This window comes from Chryseobacterium sp. CG10_8 (genome assembly GCF_058117085.1).
The window spans coordinates 1-25,504 of sequence record NZ_JBYVEB010000019.1; the positions used below are offsets into that span (position 1 = coordinate 1).

Genomic DNA, 25,504 nt, shown 5'->3' on the forward strand with positions numbered 1-25,504 from the left:
TTATATCAAAACCAATCTCTTACAAACAAATTATTGCTTAAATAAAGTCTATTTCTGGACACCATGATTGGATTAAGCAAGTAGATGATCATACAATCCAACTGACCTATGACATTGAAGGTAAGGAACTCAAAAACAAAGATAAAGAGATTGTTATTATCACTGAATAAATAAAAAAACCACCATAATTTGGTGGTTTTTACTTTTTGTCTTAGTTGATTATTTCGAATCTTGCATATTCTGCAACCTTTTTAGGAAGCTTGATTCCCTCAGGCGTTTGGTTGTTTTCTAAAAGAGCGGCCATAATCCTAGGTAATGCCATTGCTGAACCATTTAGAGTATGAACCAATTGAGATTTTCCGTCAGTTTTATAACGACATTTTAGACGGTTGGCTTGGAAGGTTTCGAAATTAGAAACAGAACTTACCTCTAACCATTTTTCTTGTGCTGCACTCCAAACTTCGAAGTCGTAAGTCATTGCAGAAGTGAAACCCATATCTCCACCGCACAAACGAAGAATTCTAAACGGCAATTCCAAATCAATAAGGATAGATTTGACATGTTCCACCATTTCTTCTAAGGCAGCATAGGAGTTTTCGGGTTGTTCGATGCGGACAATTTCTACTTTTTCGAACTGGTGAAGCCTATTAAGACCTCTTACATGAGCTCCATAACTTCCTGCTTCTCTTCGGTAACACTGCGAGAAAGCGGTATTTTTTATAGGTAAATCTTTGGCTTCCAAGAGTGTATCACGATAGATGTTGGTCACCGGAACTTCTGCAGTTGGGATAAGATATAAGTTGTCTTCGTTGACGAAATACATTTGACCTTCTTTGTCAGGAAGTTGTCCTGTTCCATATCCAGAAGCTTCGTTCACAACATGAGGAGGATTAACTTCTAGATATCCAGCGTCTGTATTTTTATCAAGAAAATATTGCACAAGAGCCCTTTGAAGTCTTGCTCCTTTACCAAGGTAAACCGGGAAACCAGCTCCCGCGATTTTTACTCCCAATTCGAAATCGATGAGGTTGTATTTTTTTGCTAATTCCCAATGAGGAATTGCTCCCTCTCCTAATCCGTTAACATCAGTAGATTGATAAACGATTTCGTTATCATCAGCAGATTTTCCTGCTTTCACCATATGGTATGGAATATTTGGGATAGTATATAAAATTTCCTGAAGTTGATTTTCGGTATCTTTTAATTGCTGTTCAAGCGTTTCTACATTTTGTTTGTAGGTAGCAGTTTGGGCTTTCGCCGCTTCTGCTTCTTCCTTTTTTCCATCCTTCATCAAAAGACCAATTTCTTTGGAAATTTTGTTCATTTGAGAACGATTTTCATCCAAATCGTACTGAATATTTTTTCTAGCATCATCCAAAGCAATAGCTTCGTCAATAAGCTGTACTTGTTGAAAATTTCTTTTTTTAAGTCCTTCAAGAACTTGATCTTTGTTCTCTCTTATATAATTTACTTGTAGCATTTTTTTGTCTTTAATTTAAATAAAACCGAAAGAGTCCTGCAAAAATAACGAATTATTTCTCGACTTTGACGTTGTTTGCTTGATTAGGCGTTTTTGTAAAAACCAAGGTGTTATTGTAATAGACGTTGTCGATTTGGAACGCTTCTGGTGTGTGTGAATAGTTAATCTTCATGGTGTCAACAACAACATAAGAGGTTGAATCATTAATGTACTTATTATACACCATTGCAATGAGTGATTCGTAATACTTATGGTTAGCGTCAATTGAGTCTGTCAATACCCGAGTTGCACCAGACACATATCTAATATAATACACCGAATCAGAAGTCATCTTCCTAGTCATGGTTACAGGAGACTCATCTGCGTCACCATGAATATCATTGGCGGAAAAAGAGGTGTAAGAATTGACCAGACTTTTATCCAACAAATCTTGTCCCAAAGAATCGATGTACAAATCCATGATTTGATCGATTTTTTGAGGCTCCGAATCGTCCGATCGACAGCTGATGATAGCTAAAGCGACCAAAAACAAAAGGAACAAAATGTTTCTTTTCATTATTTAAAATTATCAATTTTTTCTCAATAAGTTTTTCGAAGAAAGTCTAAATGCTTGAAGCATATCTCGTTCTCCAACTTCGTTTAGAAGAACAAAGATAACTTAATCATTTCGGAAACAAAATACCTATGGTCGTAAATTGCGATAATATCTATTAAAGAAGAAAGCCAAAAGGATTCCTGAATTTATCATCACGATGGAAACAGAGATGACCATTCCAAGGCTTTGATACTTTGGAACCAGAACAAAAGAAATCACAAGCAATAAAAGAACAGAAATCAAAGAAACAATCGTGTTGAGCTTCACTTGACCGACAGCCGAAAGAAAGTTTCCGTAAAGATTTCGACTGAGAATGTTAAATAAAAAAGTGAAAAGAAGTATTTTGAAAAGCAGAACGTTATCTTCGTAATTCTGTCCAAAAAATAGATAGAGAATATCTTCTGCGAACCAATAACCTATTGCGAAAATGGCAACACAGATAGGAACAAAAAATTTGTAATAATTAGCGATGTATTGTTTTAAGAAAATTCGATTCTTAAATTCTTTTGCGATTTGTGGAAAGTCCGTTTGCATAAAAACCAGCGCCATAAAGGTCAGATTCGATGGGAGAAGTATGGCGACTTTATAATGAGCAACTTCGATTTCATTAGTAAGCCAACCCAAAAGCAAAAGGTCTAAAGAGAAAAGTAGATCCGAAAGGACCGCCGTCCCAGCAGCAAATAGACCATATTGGAAAATTTCTTTTTTACTGAATTTCAAATTTTGAGACAAATGCTTTTTCAGATCTTTGAAATAGAACAAAGAGAAAAATGGAATGATTGCGATGGAAATCAAGTAACCATTAAGGTTCCACAAATAGGTGAAAATCAGTAATAAAACTAATCCTGCAACGTTAACCAAATTGGTCAGTTTTGCAAAATCCTGGTTACGTCCCGATATTCGATAGTAACTTTGAAGATGAAGAAAAAAGTAGAACCCCAATAACCGAATGGCAAAAAACAAAAATAATATCCAGATGGATTGATAATTGGCTAAATAAAAAATAAAAAATCCGAAGAAAATGAGACTTAAAATGAGTTGATACTTCAACCCGGATTGGAAAAGATAGGACGAAAGCTGATTTTTTTCGTCCTGATTTTCAGCAATAGAACCATATCTCAAAAGACTTTGTTGACTTCCTAATCCATTGAGCGGAACGAAAATTGCAAATACCGCAGCAACGATACTAACCAAGCCAAATTCTTTTTCAGGAAGCAACCAAATAATTAATAGTGAACCCAGAAAAGCGCAAATTTTTGAAACCAAAAGCGAAATGAAAACGTATTGCCCTTGATTGCTAAGAAATCTCAAGAAAAAATCTCGAAGTCCTTTCATTGCGCAAAATAGGTTTTAAATATGGAAATCAAGTGATTAGCCTGGACTTTATGATAGAAATTATGGGAGGAAAAGAGTTTTTTGCCTACTTCTAGAAGTTCTTTGTCTTGTTCTAAAAAGTGAAGATTATCCTTGAAATATTTTTGGTAAACATTCTGTATTTCAAGGTCTTGATCGTAATAGTAATCGTAAGGATACATGCTGGTTTTCGATGGCTTGTTCCTAATTTTTCCGTGCCAAATTTTATATCCTCTTTTTACGAAAAGGTCTCCAAATCGAGTTTTCCAATAGGCATTAGGCTTCAGCAATGTCCTTTCCCATCGATATTGAGTTGCTTCTGGGCAATATTCTCTGATCCAATCTAGATAGAATTTTTGTCGAAATTTCCATTCTTCAGGAAGCTCTAGAGCCGATGTAATGGAATCTTTGGTCATAAAAGGTGAGGTCTGTATTGCTTTCGTTTGGAAAACTTGCGCCCCTAAAATTGTTCGGTTGAAAGCAATGTTTCGAAGGAGAAAATGTTCTTCGTTAGCATAATTTTTCAAGGCTTTTTCCGAGGATGCTTTAACTTGAGAAACAAATGCTGGATTAAAAATCATTCTGTCGATTCTGGGATCGACCTTTTGGGTCGATGAATTGAAGCCTCCCAAGATACCATCACCAATTTGTCCGCTGTGAAAGATTTTAAAGTCTTTAAATTTTTGATTTTCAAGCGCATGCTGAACGTGGATTCCGCCAGTGAACATCACCAAACCTTCGGAAATTTCGAATAGGGTATCGATTTCCTTTAAAAAAGCACCGCCGTCTAAAGGAACAAATTCATAAGGAACTTCAAAATCTTGAGCTATTTTTCGAGAAATGGTCTCGTCCCAATATTGAGATTGCGAAAAACAAAATGCCATGTTCGGTTTTCGCTTTTGCTTGGTGGCATATAACATGGCAACTCGACTGTCCAAACCACCACTCAAAAGAGCGAGACTCCCAGATTCTAATTCTTGATCTTTGTCGTATTCTAAATTAATGGATTGGGAAAAGATCTCATGTTGGCGGCGTAAAGCTTCTGTTTTGTTGGTTGCAGAGACTTTAGTTTTGCTCCAATCAAAGTAGGGAAGTTCTCTCAGGGTAAAATCGCAGAGGTCGATTTCGATATAATGTCCGTCCAATATTTTATGACTATTTTCAACGACTGTTCGACCTTCTAACAGGTTCCCAAAACAGAGAATTTGATATATTCCATCGATGTCCGGACTAATTGACTTTCCAGAATTTTTGAGGTTTTCCGTAAGTCGGATGAGTGATGTATCGATATAGATATCATTATCCATTTGAGTGTAAAATACTCTTTGAGTAGAAGTCGGATTAGTGAATGCAAAGAACTTGTTTCGCATTTTGTCCCAGATAAGGCCTCGAAATTCTCCTTCTAGCTCGTTGAGAATTAACTCTTTTTTTTGAGAATATAAATTCAATAACAACGATTGAAAATCTGTAGCAGCGAACTTAGTCAGCAATTCTTTCTTGTTGAGCAAGAGAACTTCAAAAAGAATTTCAATTTCGTTAGATTGAAAATGGATATTGTCATACTCTTCTTGTAGATGGGATTTTACAAGAGTTTTATCAGAAGTAATATGGACGGAGAATCCTTTTTTCATTTCAAGACAGCGTCATAGATTTTAGAAAACTGTGCTGCAATGGCGTCTTTTGAAAAACGATTTTCAACATATTTTCTTAATTCTGTTGGTGTTGCGATGGGAGAGGTCTTTTCTATCACGGATTTCATCGCGTTATAAAGTTCATCTTTATTATTTCTTTCTACTAAGATACCATAATTTTCGGGGACGATTTCGGGGACGCCACCCACGTTGGAAGAGATGACAGGAATACCGCAAGAGAAAGATTCTAGCAAGACGCAACCCTGGGTTTCGTTTTCACTAAATAACACAAAACAGTCAGAATTTTGCATCTTTTTCGAAACTTCCTCGTAAGTCAATGGACCAAAAGTGCTTATGTAAGTTTGAGCGTTAAGTTCATTAATTTGTTTCTGCACAGCTTCATGATCTCCGTCTCCACCAATTTCTAAGTTAAAATTGAATCCATCATCGTGAAGTTTTTTTGCAACATTAATGATGGCATCCACTCTTTTTCTTGGAATCAAACTAGAAATATGTAGAAACTTAGTCGTGGAATTTTGGTGTGGTTGATAATTGAAAACTTCGGTGTCAACAACATTTGGAACAGTGGTCATGGGTGTTTTTATTCCCAAATGCTCTAGTCCTTCTTGAAGATTTTTGCTGACAGGTAAAATGTATTCGGCTTGATTTCCAATAAATTTTGCCGTTTTTAGGGTTTTGGGGTTCGTGTTAACTGCGTTTTCTGTTTGGAGAGCGGTCCAATGTTCGGTTACAACGAAAGGTATCTGATGCCTTTTCTTGAGGTAAACCGCAAAGAGCATAGAGTTATGTAGAACGCTGGCATGTACCAAGTCTGGTTTTGCCATTTTTTTGAATCCCAAAAGATAACCTCTCATTCTTCGGGAGAAATTGATAAGCGGATTATCGGTATTTCGATAATAGACTATTAGCGTCCTAATTCCGTTAACTATTTGGTCATCGAAATTGAATTTCTCCTTTTGATGTGGATTTCCGATGCAATGTAAGGCTTCGACGTCATGAATCGTTGCCACCGCTTCAGCGTGTCTTCTCACAAAATTACCGTTGAGTAATTCTACTTTGTTGGGATACCAAGAAGAGAGGAAAAGGATTTTTCTACGCATCAAAATGTATTACTTAACAAAAATAGGTTTTAATTAATGAAAGTGAAAAAACATTTTCAAGACGAGTGATATGTAATAGCCAGCAGGAAACCGAATTTTAATTAAGATAAATTCCCGCCCAACTTCTTTTCAGTGGTAGAAGAAAATCAGAAAGGAAGGCAACGTAGGTGTCTTTCGAAAAATCAAAAACTTGGATGTCTTCTGGCAATTCTCCGTTTTTTAAGGCATTTCGGAAATCAGAAAGTTTCAAGGTTTTAACTTCATTATCTTGTACATAACATGCTTTCATTCGGTCGAATAATCCAAGCTCGAATTCAGCATCCAGTGTTCTCATCAATCTTGTAAGTTCGTCGATAGAACAGCCAGAAGCACTTTCTTTTTCTTCATCGACCGCAATGACGATAAATTGATTTTTTTCAATTTTGAATGACGCAGAAAGAGGTTTTCCGTGGGCGGCCCAAGTTGGTAAAAAGTCAAATATTTTCTCGGTAATTGTTTTGCTTTCCTTTGCCGTGAATGGGCGGGAAGCAGGATAAATAATTACTCGATAATCATTGGTCTCTATGCTATTGGATTCTTCTATTTTCATTTTGGATTAGATTTAGGGAAGCAAGAACCAAGAATCAAGATTTAATTTTTTTTGAAATCTTGGTTCTCGGCTCTTTAATCTTGGTTCTATTTATAAATCGTCTGCTTCGGCAATAAGTTCTACAATATCTTTTACTGCAACTTCTTCATTTTTGTTGAAATGCTTAACGCCGTCGGTCATCATGGTGTTGCAGAAAGGGCAACCTGTTGCAATGACATTTGGTTTTTCCTTCAGAGCTTCTTCGGTTCTTTCGATGTTGATGTCTTTTTTACCTTTTTCTGGTTCCTTAAACATTTGCGCTCCTCCAGCTCCACAACACAATCCATTTTGTTTGCATTTTTTCATTTCAACCAATTCTGCATCTAATTTTTGGAGAAGGTCTCTTGGTGCTTCGTATTCGTCATTGGCTCTTCCAAGATAACAAGGGTCGTGAAAAGTTATTTTCTTTCCTTCGAATTTTCCTCCTTCAATTTTCAATCTTCCGGACTCCATCAGTTCTTTAAGCAATTGTGTATGGTGCAAGACTTCATACTTACCGCCCAAACTTGGATATTCGTTCTTCAAAGTATTAAAGCAATGAGGACAAGCTGTGACAATTTTTTTGACTTCGTAAGCATTAAGGATTTCGATATTAGTAAGAGCCATCATTTGGAAAACAAACTCGTTTCCTGCCCGTTTTGCTGGGTCACCTGTACAAGATTCCTCTTGGCCAAGAACGGCAAATTCGACTCCAGTTTTATGAAGGATTTTAGCGAAAGCTTTGGTTATTTTTTTTGCTCTGTCATCAAAACTTCCTGCACAACCTACCCAAAATAAAACTTCGGGAGACTTTCCTTCTGCGGCATATTCTGCCATTGTTTTTATAGTGAAATCCATATTACTTTTCAATTTGAAAATGTGAGAATCTGGAAATTTGAAAATGTATATCTGCGATAGTTTTCAAATTCTCAAATTTTATAATTATCTAATTTTCTTTCGCCCAATTCAATCGGTCTGCTTGGTTGTATTGCCATGGAGCGGCATTGTTCTCGATGTTATTCATCATTAATTGCCATTCGTGAGGCATTGACGATTCCTCCATAATCATATATCTTCTCATATCCATAATAATAGATAGAGGCGAAATCAAAACAGGACAAGCTTCAACGCAGGCGTTACAAGTAGTACAAGCTCTAAGTTCTTCTCGTTGGATATAGTCATCTAATAACAGTTTTCCGTCGTCAACGAATTTTCCGTTTTTATCAATATTTTTCCCAACTTCTTCCAGACGGTCTCTCGTATCCATCATAATTTTTCTAGGAGAAAGTTTTTTCCCCGTAAGATTTGCAGGACAAACAGAAGTACATCTTCCGCATTCCGTACAAGTATAGGCGTTCAGAAGTTGAACTTGATTAAGGTCGAAAATATCACTTGCTCCAAATTTCTCCGGAACGGCGTTCGGGTCTGCGTCAACTGGAGCAGCATAAGGGTCTGCATTAGGATCCATCATCATCCTGATTTCCTTGGTGACTGAATCCAAGTTTTTGAATTTTCCTTTAGCATCCAAATCGGAATGATAAGTGTTAGGAAATGCAAAAATGATGTGTAAATGTTTGGAGTAATAAAGGTAATTCATGAAAAACAAAATGCCTACAAAGTGAAACCACCACGCTGCTCTTTCAGTAAAAATCAAGAATCCATTATCAAAACTGAACCAGTCTATAACTGGAGCAAAAATCATTTGGCTTATTGGAAAAAATCCATGTAAATCGTAACCAGCAACGCCTCGCATTTGAAGAATATAATCTGCTGCGTTCATCTTAAAGAAAGCCATCATCAGCGCAAATTCTATTACTAAAATCCAATTGGCATCGTTTTTTGGCCATCCAAAAAGCTCTTTCATATTAAGTCTTTTGATGTGGATGACATTTCTACGAATAAAGAATATCACAACAGCAAACACAACTAAAAAAGCCAAACATTCTAAGGTTGCCGTAAAAACAGAATACACGGTGTCTCCTAAAACAGAACTAAGAAAACGATGGGTTCCAAAGACGCCATCAACAATAATTTCAATAAGTTCTAGGTTGACAATAAGGAAACCAACATAGACCAAGACGTGTAGAAATCCCGCCACAGGTCGAGCTCCCATTTTTCCTTGTCCCAAGGCAACTCGAGACATCGTTGCCCATCTTTCGGATTTTCTATCACTGGTGTCAATTGGTTTACCCAACTTTATATTTCGATAAAGTTTTTTTAAACTTTTAAAAAATAAACCAAACCCTAGTACAAGAAGAATGAAGAATAAGATATTGGGCAAGTAGTGCATATACTTCTATTTTTGTTCTTTATTATTTTTTCCGAAAACAGAGATATTAACGTATCGCTTAGGATTTTGTTTCATATCCACGATAAGTTCATTAAGATTTTTGGATGTTTCAGCAAGGTTGTTATACAGTTGTTCGTCCTTCATTGCTTTACCAAGAGTCCCTTCACCAGAGTTGATTCCAGAAATAAGCGTGTTGAGTTTTCCTACCGTTGCATCTAGATTTTTTACAGTGGCGTTAAGTTGCTGAGTGTTGAAGTCTTCAGCAATTTTGCCATATTTTCCTACTGTTGAATTAGCCGTTGTCATGGTCTGGCTTGCATTATCCAAGACCTTTTGTAGACGAGGGTCATTATTCGCTAAAAGCGCATTCACATTTTGAGATGCACCTCCTAATGCACCAACGGTCTGATTAAGTCCAGCCAGTAATGCTTTGATTTCTGCTCTGTTTCTGTCATCCAGAACTTTGTTTGCACTGTTTGCAAGAGAATCGATGCTTTTCATTACGGATTGCAATTGGTCTTTCACGGGGCCAACTTGGTCTGCAAGACCATCGAGAAGACCAGGTTTGAGGTTGCCAATCAAAGTATCGCCGTCTTTTGCTAATGCTCCTTGGTAGACCAAATTAATCTTCAGTTGTTTTCCGGACATCAAATCAGGCGCAAAGATTTCCACTGTTGAATTTTTGGAGAAAGGAAATTTGTCATCTACGATAAATTTTACCAAAAAGTGTAACTTTCCGTCCTTGCCTGTAAGAGGTGTGATTTTTTCGATTTGTCCTACTTTCAAACCGTTAATAGAAACAGGACTAGAAGGTTCTAGACCTTCAACATCGCCATATTTTGCGTAAAAAACATTATCTGTGGTAAACAAGTTTTTCCCCTTCATAAATTGAAAAAGCAATACAAAACCCACAATAGAAATGAGGGCTATAAGTCCTGCTTTTAATTCTTTGCTAATTTTCATTTTTATAATTAAAAAGTTACAGCAAATATAAGATATTTTAAAGATAAAAGTATTGCAGCATTTGACGCATTGATATAAAAAAAGCGACCCGAAGGTCGCTTGATATTATTTTGCAAATTATTGCTGTTTCATTTTGTCCCAGATTTCGATACGGTAATCTTTGATATCCGCATTCTCCTCTAGGCTTCTCATGAATTGCTGAGCAAAATTTTGTGCATTTCTTTGAGAATTACTGTCGATAAATTGCTTCACATCTCCAGGTTGTTTGTTAGTAGCGATCGACTTATTAACCACAACATATACTCCAGTCATCCCTTCAACAGGTTGAGATAGCTTGCCTTTGGTAACTCCAAATGCAGCTCCAGCAACTTTAGGTTCCATTGCAGCACCAATCATTGGGTTTTGCAAATTAACTTGTGCTGATTCTTTTTTAGAGGCAAATGTTTTTGCGATTTGGTCTAAGCTTCCAGCTTTAGCGGCGTTGATTTTTTCAACAATCTTTTTAGCAGCCAATTCATTTTTAACTACATTTTCGATTTGGTCTCTTACTGATTCTGGGTCAACAGTTCCTTTTTCTTGTTTACCATTAAGGAATACTACGATTCTATCTCCAGTTCCTTCAACAGTAAACATTTCTGTATTTCCTTTTTCTCTCTTCTTGTCAAAAGCCCAAGAAATAATCTCAGCATCTTTATCAGTACCTAATCCTTGAATCTGTCCGTCGAAACGTTTTACAGCTTTTGGATTAGAGTAATTGTAATTAGATTTTTTCGCTAAGTTGGTAAAATCATTAAATGATTTTCCTTCCACTTGTTGAATGAATTTTCTTGATTTTTTATCCACTTCATTCTCTGTAGCGTCAGAAGCATTGATGGCTTTTACCAAGTTAGCCACTTTGTAAGTCATTGCGCCTGATTTTTTGTCTTCTACATTAATGATGTGGTATCCAAAACTTGTCTCAGCAAGTCCAGTAGAACCTTTAGAGTTATTAGCTAAGAAAGCTAAATATCCTGGTGCGAAAGGCGAAGTAGGGGTTGTCCAACCAACGCTTCCACCTCTTTCAACAGCTTGAGGCTCGTCAGATAATTTCAATCCATCATTGAATTTTGCCGGGTCAGCTTTGATAACTGCTAATAAACTATCAGCAATTTTCTTTGCTTGTTCTTTTGTTCTTGTTGCAGAAGCTCTTTCTGCTCCCTTGTAAGCGATAAGGATGTGCTTAGATAATGTAGAGTCAGAAGGTTTTTTAGACAAAAGTTTTGATACTACGAAGTAGTTTTGTTCTTTGTATGGTCCGAAAGTCTGTCCTACTCCTGCCGTTGTAACCCAACCTGAAATGCTTTGAGGAAGCTGGTTAGGAGACATATAGTTAGGATTGAACTGCATGTCTGAGTTTAAAGTCACAAACATCGAGTCATTAGTTGTAGTTTGGAAATTTTCTACAACATCTCCAACAGCAACACCTTGAGTCATTAGCTTCGTAATTTCATTTTTTACTGCAGCTTCGTCTGCAGGGCTTGGAGTTGCAGGAAAATAAGCGATTCCTAAGTTAACTGAAGCGTCAGACTTGTAGGTAATAGGATATTTTTTGATGTAGTTAGCCAAATCTTCAGTCGTAACTTTGATTGGATTTTTTTGTAAATAAGTAGCATAATCAATTTTCACGAAATCGATGTTAGCCATCTGATCTCTTTGGTTGATTAATTCTTGAGCTTCTTTTTTTCCTGTAGTAATACCCACTTGCAAATTGGAGAAAATTTGTCTCGCCATGATTCGGTATTCCATTGTTTTTCTGGTTTTCAACCATTGGTTGTACCCTTCTACACTACCGGAATTTTGAAGATCTTCGATGTCTTTTTTCAATTCTTGTAGTTTGAAGTTTCCTTTCTCATCAAAGTATTGCTGAGATTGAGAAAACATTGGATCGTACTGAACTTGACTCCAAAAGAATTCGTCTGTCATTTTGAATCCCATTTTTTCGAATTGTTGTTGCAACAATTTTCCTTGCACCAACATTTTCCAAGCTTGCTCTTCCAAGCCTGTAGCAGGTTGCCCTTGCTGTTGTGCTTGTTGTTGCAATAAGAAAAGTTGGTCTTGGTATTCGCTGCTGGTGATTTCGTCACCATTAACTTTACCTAAGATGTTGGGATTTTTTCCAAAAAGTTTGTCAAGAGTATCTGGGTTTATCAAGAAAGCTAACAAAGCTATCGCAATAATTCCCATCAATAGGATTGGTCTTTTTCTAATTTCTCCTAAAACTGCCATGATTTATACTATATTTAATCAGTCTGCGAAAATACACATTTTTTGAATATTACCGAAATTAAAAAAGCGAAAATCTTATAAGAATCAGTTAGCTATGTTTCTAGACGAAGGAAATTTTGTCCCATTTTGGAAGATATACCGAATTGGCATAGGAATTGGCGAATAATTGTCCACCTTTTAGAAATGGCGTCGATAGGAGTGATGAGCTAATTTTCTGGAAGTACAATTAATAAAAATGACAGAATGTCATTATTAAAGATATTATGACGGATATTAATGAGATGAATCTTGAAGATATGTTAGACGAAGGTTTTGGTATTATTACCGAAGAAATCAATATAGCAGATTTCAAAGAGAGCGAAAAAGATGTTCAGCAGGAGATTTTTCCCATTCTTGCAGTAAGAAATATGGTAGTATTTCCAGAGGTCGTGGTACCTATTACTGCAGGCAGAAAGAACTCTATTCAACTGTTGGAAGAAGCGCAAAAAAATGACGAACTTATAGGAATTGTTTGTCAAAAAGAGCAAGGCTTGGAACACCCTTCTACGAAGGACATGTTTAAAGTTGGAACTCTGGCAAAAATTATTAAAATTATAAGACTTCCTGAGGGAAATATTTCTGTAATTACTAAGGGCTTTGGAAGATTCCGAATTGCTAAGTATACGCAGGAGACGCCTTATTTTAAGGCTGAAATCGAAAAACTTTCTGACACCAAAGTGACCAAAAAGAAACAGTTTGAGGCTTTGATGGAGAACATGAAACATCTTGCGGAGCAAATTATCAATCTTGACCCTAGTATTCCTAATGCGGCGAGTTTCGCAATTAAGAATATGTCTGTAGGTGAGGAGTTACTTAATTTTATTTGCACCAACGGAAATTTTCCAGCTGAAGAAAAGCAGAAACTTTTGGAGGAAAAAAGCATCTTGATCAGAGCACAGAAGTGTTACTATCTGATGCAGGAAGAGTATAATAAGTTGGAGTTGAGGAATCAAATTCATCAGAAAACCTCTAAAGACCTAGACAAGCAACAGAGAGAGTATTTCCTAAATCAGCAAATGAAAACCATCCAAGAAGAATTAGGTGGTGGTGCCGAATCAGATGCGGAAGAGTTGAAAGAAAAAGCTAAAAAATTGAAATGGAGCAACGAAATTCAGCAACATTTTGAGAAAGAACTTAATCGACTTCAGAGGCAGCATCCTAATTCTCCAGACTATAATGTTCAGAGAAATTATTTGGATTTTTTTACTGATTTGCCTTGGGAAAGATACTCCAAGGACGAATTTAACATACCAAAAGCAGAAAAGGTTTTAGATAAAGCGCATTTTGGATTAGAGGACATCAAGAAAAGAATTTTGGAACATATGGCGGTTCTGAAATTGAAAAATAATATGAAATCGCCAATCCTTTGTTTGGTTGGCCCTCCAGGAGTTGGTAAAACCTCCCTTGGAAAGTCGATTGCCGACGCTTTGGGTAGAAAATATGTACGTGTTTCTTTGGGTGGACTTCATGATGAGTCAGAAGTGAGAGGCCATCGTAAAACTTATATTGGTGCGATGGCAGGAAGAATACTGCAAAGCATCAAGAAAGCAGAAACGGGAAATCCTGTGGTTGTTTTGGATGAGATTGATAAAATAGGACAAGGAATTCATGGAGACCCAAGTTCAGCTTTGTTAGAGGTTTTAGACCCGGAACAAAATAGTTCTTTCTATGATAATTATTTGGAACATGGTTATGACCTTTCCAAAGTAATGTTTATTGCAACCGCTAATTCGCTTTCAACGATACAATCGCCCCTTTTGGATAGAATGGAAATTATCCAGATTGCTGGTTACACGTTAGAAGAAAAGATTGAAATTGTGAAGCGTCATTTAATTAAAAAGCAACAATCAGAGAATGGTTTGGATGCTAAATCTTTCAAGCTTGGGAATGCTGAACTGAAGCATATTATTGATGCGCACACTTCAGAAAGCGGAGTGAGAACGTTGGAAAAAAGGTTGGCTTCTGTTGCGAGATGGGTTGCGCTGCAAATTGCGATGGAAAAGGAATATGACCCGAAAATATCCATTGAAAAAGTGGACGAAATTTTAGGGGTTCCAAGACCAAAAAGCTTGAGCGAAATTACTGGTGTTCCAGGTGTGGTAACAGGTTTAGCATGGACTTCTGTTGGCGGAGATATCTTGTTTATCGAAAGTATTTTGAGCAACGGAAAGGGAGCTTTGACCATGACCGGAAACCTTGGAAATGTAATGAAGGAGTCCGCAACTATTGCTTTAGAGTATATTAAAGCTAAACATGATGATCTGGGTATTTCTCAAGAAGAAATTGAAAATAAAAATATCCACGTTCACGTTCCGGAAGGTGCAACGCCTAAAGATGGACCTTCGGCTGGTATTGCAATGTTGACTTCAATGGTTTCTAGTTATAAGAACAAAAAGGTAAAACCTCATTTGGCGATGACCGGAGAGATTACATTAAGAGGAAAAGTGCTTCCTGTTGGTGGTATTAAAGAAAAACTTCTTGCTGCTACTAGAGCTGGAATCAAAGAGGTTATTCTTTGCGAAGCAAACCGAAAAGATGTAGAAGAAATCAAAAAAGATTACCTCAAAAACCTTAAAGTTCATTATGTCAACCGAATGAGTGAAGTGATTGACTTAGCAATTGAGAAGTAATCCTTAAGTTATAGATACGAAAGTCACCTAATTGGTGGCTTTTTTTATGCTCATTTCTAAGTTAGGGGTGTGCTAGATGAAATTTTCAGTAGAAAGTTGAAGTATAGTTTTGAAACTAGCAGACTTCTTGCGTAACACAAGAATATCAAGTTTTTTGGAGTTTTTTAGAAGAATTACACGTAATAATTGATTTTTGTTATAAATTCGTAGAATATTAATGTAAAAAAACACGTTAACAATTATATACTTAAGCTTTATAGCCATGAAGTTAATTTGTGTTTTTTTCGTTCTAATAAGTCCTATATCAATTCTTGCTCAAGATTCGTATATTTTCAGTAATGATAGATTTAGCGGAGTCAGTTCAGTTGGAATCTCTCCAACGCAACCTTTTCTTAATCCTAATAATTGGGATGTTAATGTTTTTTCGGAAGGAGTTTTTTTCCAGAATGATTATGCTTATATCTCCAGAACAAGTCTCCTTGGTTTGTGGGGCAATGATGTACAGCAGGTCGACCTAAAGAATAATATTACGGGATCCAACACCAAGCGTGTATTTGACTATTATAATCGAGATAAGATAGGTTACAATTTGAGTTCGGATTTTATGGGTCCTTCAGTCACAACGCATTTTTCGGCAGGAGAGCTTAATTTTACAGCTGGGTTGTTTACTCGACTTCGGACACAGAGTTCTGCAAAGGATGTTGATAATTATTTGCAATATAATGACCAAGGACTGGTGGAACCAACTAACTATAATTTAGATCCTTTCAAAGTCAGTTTTATGAATTGGACAGAAGTGGGTTATAATCTTGCGACAGAGTTATTCCTAAATTCAGATAGTCAATGGATTGTCGGGGCTAATTTCAAATATTTGATTGGTAATGATGGAGCTGTTATCGAGAATAAAAAGGCAGCAGATTTACGAAGACAGTATGATCCAGATCCTAATGACCCTAATACGGTTCATAAGAATCTTTATCTATCAGATTTTGATTTTGAGATTAGCTATGCCACCGGCTTTGATTTTGAAACCAACAAATACGTCAATTCTCAACTTGGCTCTGGATTTGGGCTTGACATTGGTATTGCCATGGTCAATTATGAAGAGGAGGGGATTTATGATTTCAAATTGAGCGCTAATCTTCTAGATATTGGGGTTGTAAATTTTAAGAGGGGATATGTTCATCAATTGAAAGGAGAAAACTATCAGTATTCTAACAATCCAACTTTAGAGAATCTTGAATTTGAAAGTATTGAGCAAGTTGCGCAGATCATCAGTCAAGAATTATATGGTGATCCTAATCAATCTTTGATTGGCAAGCGCTTTAGTATTGGATTGCCAACAAGCCTTCATCTTAATGTGAGCAAAAGCCTTGCTGAAAATAAATATGTTAACCTTGATATTATCCAAAGGACTCCAATTTTTGAGAATAGTTTGAAAAGAAGCAATGTTATCAATGCTTCTTACCTTTTTAGTAATCAGACGCTTGCATATGGAGGATCAGTATCGTTGTATGAGTATAAAGATTTCCAAATGGGTGGTTTTCTGAGGTACGGCCCTCTTGTAATTGGAAGTGAGAATATTTTGCCTATTTTTTTTCCTATTCCCAAGCTTCATTCTGCTGATTTTTATATTGGCTTAAAGATTTATCCAATGCGAAAAAAGGATAACAATAAATCTCGACACGACAGATGTTATTGTGGATAATTGAAAGAATTATACTCAATAATAAAGTTTCTATTTTGTTTTTATAAAATGATGTCCTCCGTTTAATAAACGTAATGTTATCAAAGGGTCTTGTTGCTTTTTAGCACAATAATTTGTCAATATTTTTTTATAAGATAACGAGTCTATATTATTTTCTATATTTCTCGGGTTTGCTGTCAATGGTAAACTGATCAGGATTACTAAAAGAATATAGAAGTGCGATGATTTCATAATTTTAGTTTAATTCCCTTTAATTCTTCATAAAGTAGTCGTAATAAGTACAGCTGCCCATTAGACTTTTGGAGGTTTCTGTATCAGAATAATCTTTTTTCAAAAGCGTGAAATAGGTTTTGTAACGCTGCCTTTGCACTTTTTGACGATTAAGTTCTTGTTCTTCATGATTTTTTGACCAATTTTCGTCATATGGAATTTCTTTTTGGTCAGTGGCTTCCCATTGATAGAACTTCCCTTGTTCCGCACTTGCCATTTGGAAAAGAATTCGGGCTTTTTGTTCTCTGTCTGTTGAAGCCTTCAATGCTTTGTCGTAGTATGAAATAGTGAGGTCAAACTTATCTGGTTGCGTATAGACATCAGAACTATAGTTTTTGTAGTAATATTGATAAGCCAATGTTTCTGAGCCGAAATCGTATTTGCCTCCATTAGAATTATCAGTATCCATCACAAAAATTTCCCTGAAGTATCCCAATTTTGATGTGTTGTAGAGCAGGTTCCCTATTAGTTGATTGGCCTTCGCTGCTTTTTCGTTTTTCCCATTCCCAATTTTTTGAAGCTGAAGAACAACAGATGCCAATTCTTCTTTGTTCATTTTTTCTTTGATAATAGGGAAGTCTTTGACAAAATTTTCTGTAATCATGGAAACGTTTTCTGGACTTTGATAGCTTTCCCATACATTATGTCCAAAAACAAGGGACGAAATATTATCAAATCCGTTGTATAGAATAGAAGGGTCTTCATACCTAATGTACTCTCCCTTTTCGTAGTCGTAATATCCTTCTGCGTGTGGAATCGAAAAATCTTTACCGTTTTTGTAATAATTAATAGCGGATGCAAAATCTCCATTTCTCATGGCAAAATCTCCATAGATGACATTGAAAAAAGCTTCGGGACTTCCGATTTCATCGATGTTTTTAGCAATGATTTCACGTTCAAAAAGAGTTTTATCCGCTTTGTTGAAGAAGGCTTGTAAGCTTTTGGTTAATTTCAAGTTAGGGTTGTATGTTAATGCAGAAAGCGGGTTGTTCATCAAAAAAGATTTGGCATCCTCGCCCTGTAAAAAGTAGCGATTCGCCAGAACATCTTTCAAAAACGCACGGGAAGATTGGGGCTCGAAATGATACTCTTTTTCCGGAATGGTATCTGTTACTGGTTCTTCGATGAAGAATTCTTTGTAATTTTCATACAGATGTTTTTCGAAATCCGCAGTTATTTTGGGTTGTGCGACAATATCATTCAGCATTTTCATTTGCTGAATTTGGGTCAGATATTCTGGGTTATGGGTTGTAATGTTATTTAAAATTTCATTACTTTCCTCATACTTTTGGTTCAAAAATTTCAGATAGGCATCGGTGATTTTCCAGAAAGGGTCATCGCTTTTATCCTTTATTTTTTCAGTCATGCTTTCGAGATCGGTCAAGTAGTTGACATCATCGTTGTCTTCACCGTAAAAGAATTCATTTGCATTTTTGATGTACGTCGGGATGCGGTGAGGGTTATTAAGATAGGAGTCATCTGAAGGTGGATTAGTGTTCTCTTCAGGATTTTGCTTTTTATCTGAAGAAAATAGGTCTTTAAACCAGTTTTTTACGTTAGTCCACCAACTTTTTTCTTGATGGTTAGAAGTAGACTTTGTTTCTGTTGTGTCAGATGAAGTTTCAGTACTTTTTTGATTTTCACTAAGGTCGCCGTTGCCATAATAATCAGGAAGATAACTACGCTCCAACTCGTTAACCGCTCGCGCTGCAAGGACTTTTAGCATTTCCGAATTGGGGTCGATGTCATACATTTTTTGCATCATCGGAATTGGATTGTTAAAATCCTGATAACCTAAAAGAAAATAGGCCATGTTTTTTTCATCATTGGTTTGGGCTCTTTTCAAAAGATTATTAAAATAATTTTCATCCGAAAGTTGCATGGATACAAAAGCTTCTTGCTTTCTAGATTTGGTATGCATGAAAACCTGAAAAAAATTCCAGTTAGCATCTTCCATTTTCTTTAAACCTCGTTGAGCTCCTGCCAATTGGTCTAGCGCCAAATAATATGGAGTGGATTTCAGATGGAGAGGAGTTACATACTTTTGAAATGCATTGACCGCTTCCTCGTAATTTCTAGTATAATGATTGAAACGAACCAATTGATATCCATAACGGAGTTTTATTTCAGGATTTTTTGCCGCGTTGTACAAGGAGTTAAGCGCAGCAATGGTCTTATAGTAATCTAGTTTTGTAGCATCGAGTTCGTTGGAGTTTTCACGATAATAGAAACTGTCACCGTTTTCTACAAAGTTGATTCTCATGTACGGCTCAAGATATTTGGCTTCGATGAGATAATCAATAGCTTCTTGATTTTGAGAATAGAAGTTCTTTCCCAAACGAGCTAATAAAGCATCAGTTGAAGATCCTCCTTTTTTTATTTTTCGTAATTCGTTGATATTAATCTCGTTGACAAGATGCTTTACCTCATTATAATGGAGCTGATTTTTAAAAAATATTTGCCAAGCTTCAATATTTTCATCGGGAATTATCACACCCTGAGTAGCGTAAAACTTGTTGTCATAGGTTAACAAAAACGGAGTGTAAGATTTGTCTCTAATAATGCTTTGGGTAAACAAATTGAAATACATGTAATCCGGATCGTACCAGGCGCAAGCATTTGATTGTATGTAGAATAGTGAAAGAAGTGTAAGGCTGAGAATACTTTTTTTCATGGTGTTTTTTAGCGATTAAAGTGGTGGCTGGCAACAAATTTCTGGTCCAACTGATAATATACAAGGTTAAAATTACTTCTTTTTTGGTCTAGAAAAGCAACAACTTCGTCCAAATTTTTGTCAGATATTTCTTCAATTTTAATTTTAAAACCTTTATTGAGAAAGTGTCCAAAATAGAAACCGTCTTCCATAACTTCTGCTTGGTTTTCCGAAAGTTTTTTGAATTTCTTGTTTTCTAAGTCTTTTGAGGAGAGTCCATTAATCAATTTGTGTTTTCCAATATGATTGGTTATTACTCCCCAAGAATAAATGGGTAATGCAAAATCCATTGTATTGATCGGATATTCTTGGAGATTACTGAGATAACTTTCCATGAGAGGAATATCCAAGATTGAATTTTTGTCGGAATTTTCTAACGGTGATGAAGTGGAATAGCACATCAGATAAACCTTTTCAACTGGGGGAATTCCCATTTTTTCTTTATCTCTGACTTGATGAAGCCTTAATGTAGTAGTAATGGTTTTTCTAGAGGTCGATTTCAGCTCTTTCAAAAATTGAAAGTAGTCGTCGCGGGTTCCTTGTGTCCAATCGCAGTCGATTTGGATTTCGTTGGCTAAGTTGAGTTTCAAAGTCTCATTTTTTCGGATAATTAATTCGTTAATGCTTTTGGCAAGAAATACAATTTCTTCTTTTTGGATATTCAGGAAACTTCTATTGGTGATGTATACGACTGGGACTACGGTCTTTTCTAAATGAAATTTTTCAGGTTTTGTAATCGGGGCAACTGGTTGAAAGCGATTTTCGATTTTATCAACGTCAAAGAATCGGGTGTAAAGAATAGGAGTAGTGGCTTTGTTGAGAGTTTGTTCTTCCTCTTTATTTAGTAAAAGTTCGGTTTTCCAATAATAAAAGGAATAAGTGTGGGGTTTCCGCTTTTCGCAAGAAAGGAGAATGATAAGTAAACATAAAATCCACAGTTTTTTCATACTCAAAAGTATGGAAATTTTTAGGGCAATTTTTAATTATTTCTGTGACGTTTCTGATTGTTTTTCTATTTTGACCAAGATGAATTTTATTGTTTCTATTTTACAAATAGCTGATAGTTAATAATTTGTATTGCAATTTGAGTTTACAAAAAGAAAGCAAAGTCTTTACAAATATTTTGGTTTTTTCTTGATGAACTTTGAGTCATGTTTAACACCCAAAATATTTTAGATATGAAAACTAATTTTTTAAAAGCAGTTTTACTTTGTTCTTTTTTAATAAGTATTAATTCCTGTAAGAAAAGTGGTGAGTATGAAGAAGCTTCAGCCAATATAAGTGCAGCTGACGCTAAAGTTGCAATAGAGGAAGTTTCGGATAGTATTTCTTTGGCGGCAACTCAAGAGGTAGAAGGCAAGAAATTTATCAAGAACGCTGAGGTTAATATGGAAGTAAAAGATGTCTATGACGCTACCATCTCGATCGAGAAGGCCTTGAGGGAGTTATCTGGTTTTGTGACTTCAAGTCAAATGCACAGTCAGGTTTTGGAAGAAGATTCATAGAATACTTCGGATACAGATGCTGTATTGGTAAGGAAGTATCAAATGGAAAATAGTATGCAAGTGCGTGTTCCTACAGTGAATTTGGGTGTTTTTTTAGACAAAATAAATGATAAAAAACTATTCCTCAATACTCGAATTATTTCTGCTGAAGACGTTTCGTCAAGCATCAAGTTTGCTGAACTAGAAGGGAAACGAATTAAGAAAACTCAGGAGAATGTCTCAACTGTTAAAAATGGGCTGGACAAAGTAAATAAGTCTGACTCTGTTATGATGGAGAGCAACCAACATCAGTTGGCGTCGCTAGAAATGACAGATAATCTCAAATACAGTACGGTTAACATCTATATCAAAGAGCCGAAAACCAGCGTCTCTACTCTTGCGATTACTAATACCAAGAATGTTGACAATCAGTACAAGATGAATTTTTTCTATGAAATGAAGAATGCTTTTGTAGAAGGTTTTTATCTCATTCAGTTGGTGCTTATTGGTATAATGAAGATTTGGCCACTATTGCTAGTTGGCGTTGCGGGTTTTCTTCTTTGGAGGCGCAGAAAAGTTGTAATTAAGCCTGTAAAATCAACCGAGGATAATGCTAATTAGTTCTTTGGTGGTCGGAAGTAAAGTCTTCCGACTTTTTTAGTGACATGTAGAATGGTCTCCCTGCTGATGTTCTTTGGAGTGATTGTGTTTGATTTCCAAAGCATTTTTAGATGGAGAAATATAAGGAATACCGATCTTTAGTCCTCTCAAAATAAATAATGAACCCAGCGCAAACATTAATATTGGGGCGAGCTTCATAATAGTTGAACGGAAGTTGGTACTCAACATATTTCCTAGTAATACTACAACAAACATTAGGGGAACGGTTCCTATTCCGAAAAGAAACATAAAGAGCATGCTTTCTTTAACTCCACCCGCAGCAAGGCTAGCGGTTAAGGCAGCATATACCATTCCGCAGGGAAGAAATCCGTTAAGGACTCCAGTTAAAAATTTGGAGGAGTAATCAGTTTTGGAAAGCAGTTTGGAAAGATTGAATTTAATTTTGTAAAAGAAACGATTCATGAAACCAAGTTTGGTCACAAAATCACTTCCGCCAATCGAAAAGATAGCCATCAAAACTAAAACGACTCCCGAGAATATGGTAAGATAAGATTGAAATCCCGCCAATTGAAATCCCGTTCCTATGAGACCCAACAGTAATCCAAGGAAAGTATACGTTACCACTCTTCCCAATTGGTAAGTAATATTTTTTAGATGGAAGTTAAGTTGTTGCTTCTGGGTTAGTCCCATAGATAGAGCAATAGGGCCACACATTCCCACACAATGGAAACTGGTCATCAGACCAAGTCCTAATGCTGCTATAAAGAGATTGGTGTTCATTCTACCAAACCAAATCGTAATCTATTTGATATTCCTTTTTTTCTTTTGTCCAATGTACCCTTAGAATATAACCTCCTTTCACCAAAACATTTCCTGGTATGTAGAGAGCATTAGTGGCATCAAGCGTAAGTTTTTTTTCGATGTCCAGATTTTTATCTTCTGGGCGGTGCATATCTATACTAAAAGTAGAATTGGTATTATTGATGTCTTTTGGAAAAACAATTTTGATGCCGTCTGCATTCTGTTGATAGGTTGGTTTTTCCACTAGAAACCCGGCGTTATTCTTGGCGTCGATTACATCCTGATATTTTAACTCTTCCTCATAATAATCATCTGTTATAAGTTCTGAATTATCCCATCCTCTCGTAAAAAAGAAGATCATAGAAAGAATAAAGATGATAAATGCTGAGAGCGCAACAATAACACCGTGTCCCCAAGTGAATTTTTTCATTATTTAATATTGTAATTTAAATGGTCCTTCGAAGTAGGTTTCATAAACGTCAACTTCGTTTCCTTTTTCGTCGTATACACCAATTTTTATATTTTGTTTTTTCAGTTTGATTGTATTTTCAGGGAAGCTTAGGTTGATGGTTCCTTTTGCAATCTGATCTCTTGATACTTGGATTTTTTTATCTCCACTATATGAGATTATTCCACCTTCTGGAGACAAAACTTTGAAGGTAAGCGTTTTTTTGTCGTTACTCTTATTCAATAGCGTATAATTATAAGTGTTAGAGATTCGTCCGTCTCTTACATAGAAGGTAGTTCCTGCTGGTTTGATGAATTTAGCCTCCATTTCACCTCTATTTTGCAGTAAGAATCCTAAGAAACCCACTAATACCAGTAGAACAACGCTATATGCTTTCATTCTCGTAGTGAATTTGAAAGGTATTTCCTTTTCAATTTCATCTTCAGTAGCATATCGGATAAGTCCTTTTGGAAGACCCACTTTTTCCATGACTTCATCACAGGCGTCGATACACACAGTACAGTTTACACATTCTAGTTGTTGTCCGTTTCTAATGTCTATTCCAGTTGGACAGACTACAACACACTGATTACAGTCGATGCAATCTCCTTTTCCTGCTGCTTTTCTGTCTTCTCCTTTTCTCCATTTAGATCGTCCTTCACCTCTCTTATAATCATAGAAAACGTTAACAGTTTGTTTGTCGATGAGTACCCCTTGTAATCTTCCATATGGACAAACCAAAGTACAAACCTGTTCTCTAAACCATGCAAATACAAAGTAGAAAGCGGCGGTGAAGATTATCATTACTAAGAAGTTCGATGGGTGCGCAAACGGACCTTCCTTCATGATTTTGAAAACCTCGTCTTTTCCTACAATATACATGAACATAAAATGAGTAATGACGAGCGATATTATGGCGTAAATTGACCATTTAAGCGTTTTTTTCCAAATTTTCTCGCCGTCCCAAGGTTGGTTGTTAAGTTTGATTTGTTTGTTTCGGTCTCCTTCAATCGCGTATTCGATACGTCTAAACACCATTTCCATAAAAATGGTTTGAGGACATATCCAACCGCAGAAGATACGACCAAATACTACCGTAAATAATATTACAAATACAATAGAAGTAATTGCTCCTAATGCAAGAATAAAGAAGTCTTGTGGGTAAAAAGGCTGTCCAAAGATAAAGAATTGCCTATCTATGATATTTATGAGTAGTATTGGGTTTCCATTAATGGTGATGAATGGAAGCGCAAAAAAAATCAAAAGAAGTATGTAACTTACAATTGTTCTATAATTGGTGTATTTCCCGCTTGGCTTTTTTGGATATACCCACTTTCTTTTTCCAGATTGTTCTATGGTACTAACGGAATCTCGAAAAGTTTCGGGCTCTAATACTTGTCCGGCGCCTTTTGGGTTTTTTTCTTCTTGCGACATTTTTTGTTGTATTTTTTGATTACAGAGTCAGAATTTTTTAAAGGTACAAATTTACAAATTAATGATTAGGTTCTTATGTAATCTTTGTTACTTAACAGAAAAGAGATATAGTGATTTAAAACAAAAAAAAAGCCATTACAATAATGGCTTTTTTATAGATCATGTCTCTGTCAATTTATTTTTGCCAGTGAGCTTCTGTACCTTGAGGTGCAGCTCCGTTTGCTGCGGGAGCTTGCTCTTGGTTAATGTGGTAGATATATGCTGCTACATTTTGGATATCAAATCCAGTAAGAACACCATTCTTACCCCAAGCTTGCATTGTTGGGTTATTGGTACTACCATTTTCAACCATGTAGAATACATTTTTGAAAAGAGTTTTTTCTGGTTGGTTAATCCAATATTTATCCGTCAAGTTTGGACCAATACCTCCTTGTCCTTTATCTCCATGACAAGATACACAGTTGGTTTTGTAAACTTCTTCACCTGCGGCAATGTTATCTGCAGAGTATACAGCGTTGTCAATTGTTGGTGGAGGGGTGTCTTTTTTCCACTGTTCGATACTTGCGATTTGCTCTTTGTATTCTTGGTCATATTCAGCAATTGGGTGAGCAAAGTCTGTCATCCAGAAAGCCAACATATAAACAACACAATATACAACTCCAAACCAGAATAATCCTAACCACCATTTTGGAAGCTGATTGTCCAACTCCATAATTCCATCGAAACCATGGTCGATAAGGATGTCTTTTTCTTCTGTTGCACTTTGTTTTTTGAAAGCACTTTTATATAATCTTGTAAAGTAAGGAACTTTTTTCTCCTCTAAGTAAGCTTGCTTTTCTTCGTCAGTTAGTTTTTTGAACTTTTCATTTTCAATCAAGTCACCAATAGCATCTTGGATGAAAGCTAGAATTGAACTTATAACTACTGTTCCCCAAAAATATGGCGAAGATAGGAAAGAAGTGTTCTGTACGAACATGTAATATACTACAAATAATAGAGTAATAATTACAAGTATATTAATATAAACCGGGGTTCTTTGTTTCATGATTTT

The 25,504-nt window shown here is 36.1% G+C and carries 20 protein-coding genes; 4 read left to right on the plus strand and 16 right to left on the minus strand.

Features of this window, described 5'->3' with window-relative positions:
* Nucleotides 1–211: 211 nt before the first annotated feature.
* From serS to AC4AGG_RS05270, 10 genes are all read right to left on the minus strand, one after another.
* Nucleotides 212–1,480, minus strand: coding sequence for a serine--tRNA ligase (gene serS / locus AC4AGG_RS05225; RefSeq protein WP_489770933.1), 1,269 nt, complete (start codon nucleotides 1,478–1,480; stop codon nucleotides 212–214).
* Between the two features lie 52 nt (nucleotides 1,481–1,532).
* Entirely contained in the window at nucleotides 1,533–2,036 is a 504-nt protein-coding gene (locus AC4AGG_RS05230) for a hypothetical protein (protein ID WP_489770934.1), read from the minus strand.
* A 126-nt stretch (nucleotides 2,037–2,162) separates the two neighbouring features.
* Nucleotides 2,163–3,410, minus strand: coding sequence for an oligosaccharide flippase family protein (locus AC4AGG_RS05235; RefSeq protein ID WP_489770935.1), 1,248 nt, complete (start codon nucleotides 3,408–3,410; stop codon nucleotides 2,163–2,165).
* Nucleotides 3,407–5,059, minus strand: coding sequence for an asparagine synthase-related protein (locus tag AC4AGG_RS05240; RefSeq protein ID WP_489770936.1), 1,653 nt, complete (start codon nucleotides 5,057–5,059; stop codon nucleotides 3,407–3,409). The genes AC4AGG_RS05235 and AC4AGG_RS05240 overlap by 4 nt, the downstream gene beginning before the upstream one ends.
* On the minus strand, nucleotides 5,056–6,180 hold the full coding sequence (locus AC4AGG_RS05245) for a glycosyltransferase (RefSeq protein WP_489770937.1): 1,125 nt from the start codon (nucleotides 6,178–6,180) through the stop codon (nucleotides 5,056–5,058). The genes AC4AGG_RS05240 and AC4AGG_RS05245 overlap by 4 nt, the downstream gene beginning before the upstream one ends.
* 97 nt (nucleotides 6,181–6,277) lie before the next feature.
* Nucleotides 6,278–6,769, minus strand: coding sequence for a hypothetical protein (locus AC4AGG_RS05250; protein WP_489770938.1), 492 nt, complete (start codon nucleotides 6,767–6,769; stop codon nucleotides 6,278–6,280).
* A gap of 90 nt (nucleotides 6,770–6,859) precedes the next feature.
* On the minus strand, nucleotides 6,860–7,645 hold the full coding sequence (locus AC4AGG_RS05255; protein ID WP_489770939.1) for a (Fe-S)-binding protein: 786 nt from the start codon (nucleotides 7,643–7,645) through the stop codon (nucleotides 6,860–6,862).
* Nucleotides 7,646–7,733: 88 nt separating this feature from the next.
* Nucleotides 7,734–9,077, minus strand: coding sequence for a 4Fe-4S dicluster domain-containing protein (locus AC4AGG_RS05260; RefSeq protein WP_489770940.1), 1,344 nt, complete (start codon nucleotides 9,075–9,077; stop codon nucleotides 7,734–7,736).
* A gap of 6 nt (nucleotides 9,078–9,083) precedes the next feature.
* Nucleotides 9,084–10,040, minus strand: a complete 957-nt coding sequence (locus tag AC4AGG_RS05265; RefSeq protein WP_489770941.1) for an MlaD family protein — start codon at nucleotides 10,038–10,040, stop codon at nucleotides 9,084–9,086.
* Nucleotides 10,041–10,157: 117 nt separating this feature from the next.
* Entirely contained in the window at nucleotides 10,158–12,305 is a 2,148-nt protein-coding gene (locus tag AC4AGG_RS05270; protein ID WP_489770942.1) for a peptidylprolyl isomerase, read from the minus strand.
* A 263-nt stretch (nucleotides 12,306–12,568) separates the two neighbouring features.
* Between AC4AGG_RS05270 and lon the strand changes: the two genes are divergently transcribed.
* The gene (lon, locus tag AC4AGG_RS05275; RefSeq protein WP_489770943.1) at nucleotides 12,569–14,974 is read left to right on the plus strand and encodes an endopeptidase La; all 2,406 of its coding nucleotides are present in this window, start codon (nucleotides 12,569–12,571) and stop codon (nucleotides 14,972–14,974) included.
* Nucleotides 14,975–15,236: 262 nt separating this feature from the next.
* Complete coding sequence (locus AC4AGG_RS05280) at nucleotides 15,237–16,682, plus strand: hypothetical protein (protein ID WP_489770944.1); 1,446 nt, start codon at nucleotides 15,237–15,239, stop codon at nucleotides 16,680–16,682.
* Between the two features lie 250 nt (nucleotides 16,683–16,932).
* On the opposite strand, the gene AC4AGG_RS05285 is transcribed toward AC4AGG_RS05280, so the two are convergent.
* Complete coding sequence (locus AC4AGG_RS05285; RefSeq protein ID WP_489770945.1) at nucleotides 16,933–19,626, minus strand: hypothetical protein; 2,694 nt, start codon at nucleotides 19,624–19,626, stop codon at nucleotides 16,933–16,935.
* 8 nt (nucleotides 19,627–19,634) lie between these two features.
* Nucleotides 19,635–20,612, minus strand: coding sequence for a hypothetical protein (locus AC4AGG_RS05290; RefSeq protein WP_489770946.1), 978 nt, complete (start codon nucleotides 20,610–20,612; stop codon nucleotides 19,635–19,637).
* Between the two features lie 231 nt (nucleotides 20,613–20,843).
* On the opposite strand from AC4AGG_RS05290, the gene AC4AGG_RS05295 reads away from it, so the two are divergent.
* Both AC4AGG_RS05295 and AC4AGG_RS05300 read left to right on the plus strand, forming a co-directional pair.
* Nucleotides 20,844–21,170 carry a hypothetical protein gene (locus tag AC4AGG_RS05295; protein WP_489770947.1) on the plus strand — a complete coding sequence of 109 codons (327 nt, stop codon included), beginning with the start codon at nucleotides 20,844–20,846 and terminating at the stop codon, nucleotides 21,168–21,170.
* 42 nt (nucleotides 21,171–21,212) lie between these two features.
* Complete coding sequence (locus tag AC4AGG_RS05300; protein WP_489770948.1) at nucleotides 21,213–21,770, plus strand: DUF4349 domain-containing protein; 558 nt, start codon at nucleotides 21,213–21,215, stop codon at nucleotides 21,768–21,770.
* Between the two features lie 36 nt (nucleotides 21,771–21,806).
* Here the strand turns inward: AC4AGG_RS05300 and AC4AGG_RS05305 are convergent, their stop codons facing one another.
* From AC4AGG_RS05305 to AC4AGG_RS05320, 4 genes are all read right to left on the minus strand, one after another.
* Complete coding sequence (locus AC4AGG_RS05305) at nucleotides 21,807–22,550, minus strand: sulfite exporter TauE/SafE family protein (protein WP_489770949.1); 744 nt, start codon at nucleotides 22,548–22,550, stop codon at nucleotides 21,807–21,809.
* Between the two features lies 1 nt (nucleotide 22,551).
* Nucleotides 22,552–23,001: a FixH family protein gene (locus AC4AGG_RS05310; RefSeq protein WP_489770950.1), complete on the minus strand. Its 450-nt coding sequence runs from the start codon at nucleotides 22,999–23,001 to the stop codon at nucleotides 22,552–22,554.
* A 3-nt stretch (nucleotides 23,002–23,004) separates the two neighbouring features.
* Nucleotides 23,005–24,453, minus strand: coding sequence for a cytochrome c oxidase accessory protein CcoG (gene ccoG, locus AC4AGG_RS05315; protein ID WP_489770951.1), 1,449 nt, complete (start codon nucleotides 24,451–24,453; stop codon nucleotides 23,005–23,007).
* Between the two features lie 175 nt (nucleotides 24,454–24,628).
* Nucleotides 24,629–25,498 (minus strand): c-type cytochrome, encoded by an 870-nt coding sequence (locus tag AC4AGG_RS05320; RefSeq protein ID WP_489770952.1) that lies wholly within the window; start codon nucleotides 25,496–25,498, stop codon nucleotides 24,629–24,631.
* Between the last annotated feature and the right edge of the window lie 6 nt (nucleotides 25,499–25,504).

Bases quoted from the DNA above. Each gene is read 5' to 3' on its own strand.
- serS (WP_489770933.1), bottom strand. From the start codon at position 1,480: ATGCTACAAGTAAATTATATAAGAGAGAACAAAGATCAAGTTCTTGAA.
- AC4AGG_RS05230 (WP_489770934.1), bottom strand. From the start codon at position 2,036: ATGAAAAGAAACATTTTGTTCCTTTTGTTTTTGGTCGCTTTAGCTATC.
- AC4AGG_RS05235 (WP_489770935.1), bottom strand. From the start codon at position 3,410: ATGAAAGGACTTCGAGATTTTTTCTTGAGATTTCTTAGCAATCAAGGG.
- AC4AGG_RS05240 (WP_489770936.1), bottom strand. From the start codon at position 5,059: ATGAAAAAAGGATTCTCCGTCCATATTACTTCTGATAAAACTCTTGTA.
- AC4AGG_RS05245 (WP_489770937.1), bottom strand. From the start codon at position 6,180: ATGCGTAGAAAAATCCTTTTCCTCTCTTCTTGGTATCCCAACAAAGTA.
- AC4AGG_RS05250 (WP_489770938.1), bottom strand. From the start codon at position 6,769: ATGAAAATAGAAGAATCCAATAGCATAGAGACCAATGATTATCGAGTA.
- AC4AGG_RS05255 (WP_489770939.1), bottom strand. From the start codon at position 7,645: ATGGATTTCACTATAAAAACAATGGCAGAATATGCCGCAGAAGGAAAG.
- AC4AGG_RS05260 (WP_489770940.1), bottom strand. From the start codon at position 9,077: ATGCACTACTTGCCCAATATCTTATTCTTCATTCTTCTTGTACTAGGG.
- AC4AGG_RS05265 (WP_489770941.1), bottom strand. From the start codon at position 10,040: ATGAAAATTAGCAAAGAATTAAAAGCAGGACTTATAGCCCTCATTTCT.
- AC4AGG_RS05270 (WP_489770942.1), bottom strand. From the start codon at position 12,305: ATGGCAGTTTTAGGAGAAATTAGAAAAAGACCAATCCTATTGATGGGA.
- lon (WP_489770943.1), top strand. From the start codon at position 12,569: ATGACGGATATTAATGAGATGAATCTTGAAGATATGTTAGACGAAGGT.
- AC4AGG_RS05280 (WP_489770944.1), top strand. From the start codon at position 15,237: ATGAAGTTAATTTGTGTTTTTTTCGTTCTAATAAGTCCTATATCAATT.
- AC4AGG_RS05285 (WP_489770945.1), bottom strand. From the start codon at position 19,626: ATGAAAAAAAGTATTCTCAGCCTTACACTTCTTTCACTATTCTACATA.
- AC4AGG_RS05290 (WP_489770946.1), bottom strand. From the start codon at position 20,612: ATGAAAAAACTGTGGATTTTATGTTTACTTATCATTCTCCTTTCTTGC.
- AC4AGG_RS05295 (WP_489770947.1), top strand. From the start codon at position 20,844: ATGAAAACTAATTTTTTAAAAGCAGTTTTACTTTGTTCTTTTTTAATA.
- AC4AGG_RS05300 (WP_489770948.1), top strand. From the start codon at position 21,213: ATGGAAAATAGTATGCAAGTGCGTGTTCCTACAGTGAATTTGGGTGTT.
- AC4AGG_RS05305 (WP_489770949.1), bottom strand. From the start codon at position 22,550: ATGAACACCAATCTCTTTATAGCAGCATTAGGACTTGGTCTGATGACC.
- AC4AGG_RS05310 (WP_489770950.1), bottom strand. From the start codon at position 23,001: ATGAAAAAATTCACTTGGGGACACGGTGTTATTGTTGCGCTCTCAGCA.
- ccoG (WP_489770951.1), bottom strand. From the start codon at position 24,453: ATGTCGCAAGAAGAAAAAAACCCAAAAGGCGCCGGACAAGTATTAGAG.
- AC4AGG_RS05320 (WP_489770952.1), bottom strand. From the start codon at position 25,498: ATGAAACAAAGAACCCCGGTTTATATTAATATACTTGTAATTATTACT.